Source organism: Mesorhizobium sp. P5_C1 (assembly GCF_054049815.1).
Map to the genome: position 1 here is coordinate 1 of NZ_JBFULQ010000601.1, position 3,135 is coordinate 3,135.

Annotated in this window: 4 protein-coding genes; 1 reads left to right on the plus strand and 3 read right to left on the minus strand. The window is 61.7% G+C overall.

The annotated features are described in order from the left end of the window. Together ACXJ7R_RS28610 and ACXJ7R_RS28615 are read right to left on the minus strand one after the other, a co-directional pair. Positions 1 to 148 (minus strand): LexA family protein (locus ACXJ7R_RS28610; protein ID WP_457154761.1); only part of this gene is annotated, 148 nt, incomplete at its 3' end. A 371-nt stretch (positions 149 to 519) separates the two neighbouring features. Then, the gene (locus tag ACXJ7R_RS28615; protein WP_457154758.1) at positions 520 to 1,257 is read right to left on the minus strand and encodes a GntR family transcriptional regulator; all 738 of its coding nucleotides are present in this window, start codon (positions 1,255 to 1,257) and stop codon (positions 520 to 522) included. A 162-nt stretch (positions 1,258 to 1,419) separates the two neighbouring features. On the opposite strand from ACXJ7R_RS28615, the gene kynU reads away from it, so the two are divergent. Then, complete coding sequence (gene kynU, locus ACXJ7R_RS28620) at positions 1,420 to 2,667, plus strand: kynureninase (RefSeq protein ID WP_457154759.1); 1,248 nt, start codon at positions 1,420 to 1,422, stop codon at positions 2,665 to 2,667. A 4-nt stretch (positions 2,668 to 2,671) separates the two neighbouring features. Here kynU and ACXJ7R_RS28625 read toward each other — a convergent pair. Continuing rightward, positions 2,672 to 3,135, minus strand: a 464-nt coding sequence (locus ACXJ7R_RS28625; RefSeq protein WP_457154760.1) for a tryptophan 2,3-dioxygenase family protein, incomplete at its 5' end; no start/stop codon positions are given.

A 3,135-nucleotide genomic window follows, 5' to 3' on the forward strand; every position in this document is an offset into this window, starting at 1 on the left:
CCTCCAGCGCCGTGATCAGCCGGTGTATGCCGGATTTGGAGGCAAGGTCGAGCGCTTCCTTCATCTCGTCGAAGGATGGCGGAATGCCGCTTTCCTTGAGCCGTTCATGAATGAACATCAGCAGTTCGTGTTGTTTACGCGTCAGCATGGCAGCCCCCAGGTTACCCAAAACCAGAATCGGAAAAACAAACCCAGAACAAACACTATCTGTTCCAGTTGTGTTCCGCAACCGTTTAAAGTTTAATGAACTTGTTAAGGCGGCTGAAATTATTTGGCGCCCCGGAAGTGGGTCGCGATCGACGCATGCCTGCCACCGCCGAGCGCTTGGTTGGATTGAAATTGCTATGGTTAATGGCCTGTGGCTCACCCAGTGTCGGGCTTGGCCTCGGCTAACGCTGGAGCTCGACAAGAGGGCTCGGTTCACTTCACCGGTCGTGGCTCCCGTGAACGAAAGGGAGCCAAAATGCCAACTTTGGCGGAGGAATTGCCCGTATCGGCCTTGCCTTGTTCCTCGTCGCATTACCGCTTGTTTGTGCTGCCGTCGCCGGCATGGACATAGACATGCAGCGTGTAGCCGATGTGGGCAACCATCAGGGTTTTCGCGCGCTCGATGTCGCGATCCAGCGCCGCTTCCATGAGCGCGGTATGATGTTCGATCGCGACGGCCTGGCGCAGCGCCTCCATGGCCTCTTCGTAGCCATGCTGGAGACCGGCGGCCGCCCGCAAGGTTGGCGCCAGGCCAAGAAAGCGGTGATGGCGACGCAACTGATCCGCGATCGTGGAGTGGAAGGTCAGCAGCCAGGGGGACGCTGCMGCGCTGAGCAGTGCCGCGTGGAAAGCCTCGTGCTTTTCATCCCATTCGTCGACCACTTCGTCGGACGGGTCGTCGACCGCGGTCCTGCTGCGCGACAGCCGGTAATGGGCAGCGACGACGGCGTCCTCCCATTCACGGCCGCCTTTCTCGATCGATTCCTGGAGCAGAGGCAGTTCAACCACCAATCTGGCGCGTGACAGATCTTCCAACTCGTTGCGCGATACCGCGGCGACGGCAAAGCCGCGATTGCTGATGGCGGTCACCAGGCGCTCGGCCTCCAACCGCGAGAGTGCCTCGCGCAGCGGTGTCCAGCCGATGCCGTAGCTGTTGCGCAACGCGCTGAGCTTGAGCGGCGCGCCGGGCTTCAGACGGGTGGTGAGGATATCGCGGCGCAGCAGCCTGTAGGCTGCTACTGTCTTCGAGAAGTGCTCGTCGTCCAGCATTGCCGACCATCCGTACCAATTGGTCGGGTGATTATATATGAAATCCTTCCATTGCGTAAATAATATATAATGTTTGACAAGACCCAAGGGACTGCCCATGATCGCCAACGGTTTCACCTGATATGTTCATCTGAGCACGCCCATGCGCGGGGATAGTCGACCATGAATGCAACTCCCGATCTCGCTGCAATCGAGGCGATGGATGCCGCGGACCCGCTGCGTTCCATGCGCGATCGTTTCGTCTTGCCGCAACGGGTGATCTACCTCGACGGCAATTCGCTTGGCGCGGCTTCTCCCGCCGTCTTCGACGAACTGAACAAGGCCGCCACACAGGAATGGGCGCAGGACCTCATCCGTGCCTGGAACACCGCCGGCTGGTTCGACATGCCAGTCGAGCTCGGCGACCAGCTCGGACGCCTGATCGGCGCCGCGGCCGGTCAGACTGTGGTCTGCGATACGACGTCGATCAACATCTACAAGGTGCTGCATGCGGCGCTCGCGATGCGTCCGGACCGGTCGGTCATCGTCGCCGAGGGCGACAGCTTCCCGACCGATCTCTATATGGCCGAGGGCGTTGCTTCGACGCGGCCGGGTACGGTCCTGCGGCTCGAGGGCGTCGACGCGCCTGATATCGAGGAACTGATCGACGAGCGCGTCGCCGTTATCCTGGTCAACCACGTCAACTACAAATCCGGCCAGTTGCGCGACATGGCGGCGCTGACGCGCAAGGCCCATCAGGCTGGTGCGCTGATCGTCTGGGATCTCTGTCACACCGCCGGCGCGCTGCCGGTCGAACTCGACGCTGCCAATGCCGATTTCGCCATCGGCTGCACCTACAAGTACCTCAATGGCGGCCCGGGTTCGCCAGCCTTCATCTATGCCGCACAGCGGCACCACGGTGATGTCTATCAGCCGCTCAGCGGCTGGTGGGGGCATGCGCGGCCGTTCGCCTTCGAACAAGGCTATGCCGCAGGCACCGGCATTCGCCGGTTCCTGTGTGGCACGCAGCCGGTGTTGTCGATGCGGGCGCTCAAGGGCGCCCTGGACCTCTGGAACGATGTCGACATGGTGGCGGTGCGCCAAAAGAGCATCGGGCTGACCGATCTGTTCATCCAGCTGGTCGAAGCAAGGTGCGGGGCGTACGGGCTCGAGCTTGAAAGCCCGCGTAACGGCAACGAGCGCGGCAGCCAGGTGTCATTCATCCACCCCAGCGGCTACCAGGTGATGCGGGCCTTGATCGAGCGCGGCGTGATCGGCGATTTCCGGGCGCCTTCGACCATCCGCTTCGGCTTCACGCCGCTCTATATCGGCTACAAGGATGTCTGGCAGGCGGTCGACATGCTGGAAGACATCCTGCGCACTGGCGTCTGGCAAGACGCGCGTTTCGCGGTCAAAACCGCGGTGACCTGAGAAGCTAGAGCCGGGTGCGAACTGTCCAGAGTTCCGGAAACAGGACGACCTCGAGCATCTTCTTCAGGTAGGACGCACCCGACGTGCCACCGGTGCCGCGCTTCAGGCCGATGATGCGTTCGACCGTGGTTACGTGGTTGAAGCGCCAGCGGCGGAAATAATCCTCGAAGTCGACCAGTTTTTCAGCCAGCTCGTAGAACATCCAGTAGCGCTGTGGGTCGCGGTAGATTGTCTGCCAGGCGACCAGGACCGCTTCATTCTCGGTGCGCGTCTCACGCCAGTCGGTACGGTTGGCGTCAGCACCGATGTCGAATCCGTTGCGGGCGAGCAGCAGCAGCGCTTCGTCGTAGAGCGACGGTTCGGCCAGGATCGCCTCAAGCTTCCCGCTGAGGTCCGGCCGGTGCTTGTGCGGGCCTAGCATGGCGAGGTTGCGGTTGCCGGCCATGAACTCGATGGCGCGATACTGCC